The following is a 428-nucleotide window of genomic DNA, read 5'->3' as shown; positions in this document are numbered from 1 at the left end:
AAAGATGATGGAAGAATTAAAGAAAAAAGTTAATGGAGTATACGGCTGGTCGGTAGAAGACGGGAAGCCCAAGCCTCCCAACCAAGATTTACCACAAGCAGTGAAAGACCGGGCGGACTATTTCTGGGAAATGACAGAAGATGGCATGACGTTTATGGGAGCGATGGAATGTATCTTCGCTGATGAAAAACCTAAAGACTATGATTTAGGAGCCACTAAGGATTGGTTGCCAAAATCTAAGGAGTTTGATGATTGGATTGGCTATTCACCAAGCATGTCTCAGTTAGTTATGGCAGTCTATTTGATTTATGGAGGAAGGGAAGATGAATAAGCAGGAATTGATTGAACGGATAGAAGGATTAAAAAACATTTTTGGCAACAAAGTAGAATATATTGAGATAGACCTGGCAATAGAACTTGTTTCTAAA

Annotated in this window: 1 protein-coding gene; it reads left to right on the top strand. The window is 39.5% G+C overall.

The features are described 5' to 3' along the window. The first annotated feature begins 4 nt into the window (after positions 1–4). On the top strand, positions 5–331 hold the full coding sequence (locus HMPREF2805_RS01990) for a hypothetical protein (RefSeq protein ID WP_186822545.1): 327 nt from the start codon (positions 5–7) through the stop codon (positions 329–331). The last annotated feature ends 97 nt before the right edge of the window (positions 332–428 follow it).

Source organism: Streptococcus sp. HMSC034E03 (genome assembly GCF_001811505.1).
Classification (GTDB): Bacteria; Bacillota; Bacilli; order Lactobacillales; family Streptococcaceae; genus Streptococcus.
This window is presented reverse-complemented; position numbering and strand designations above follow the sequence as displayed.

Bases quoted from the DNA above. Each gene is read 5' to 3' on its own strand.
- HMPREF2805_RS01990 (WP_186822545.1), top strand. From the start codon at position 5: ATGATGGAAGAATTAAAGAAAAAAGTTAATGGAGTATACGGCTGGTCG.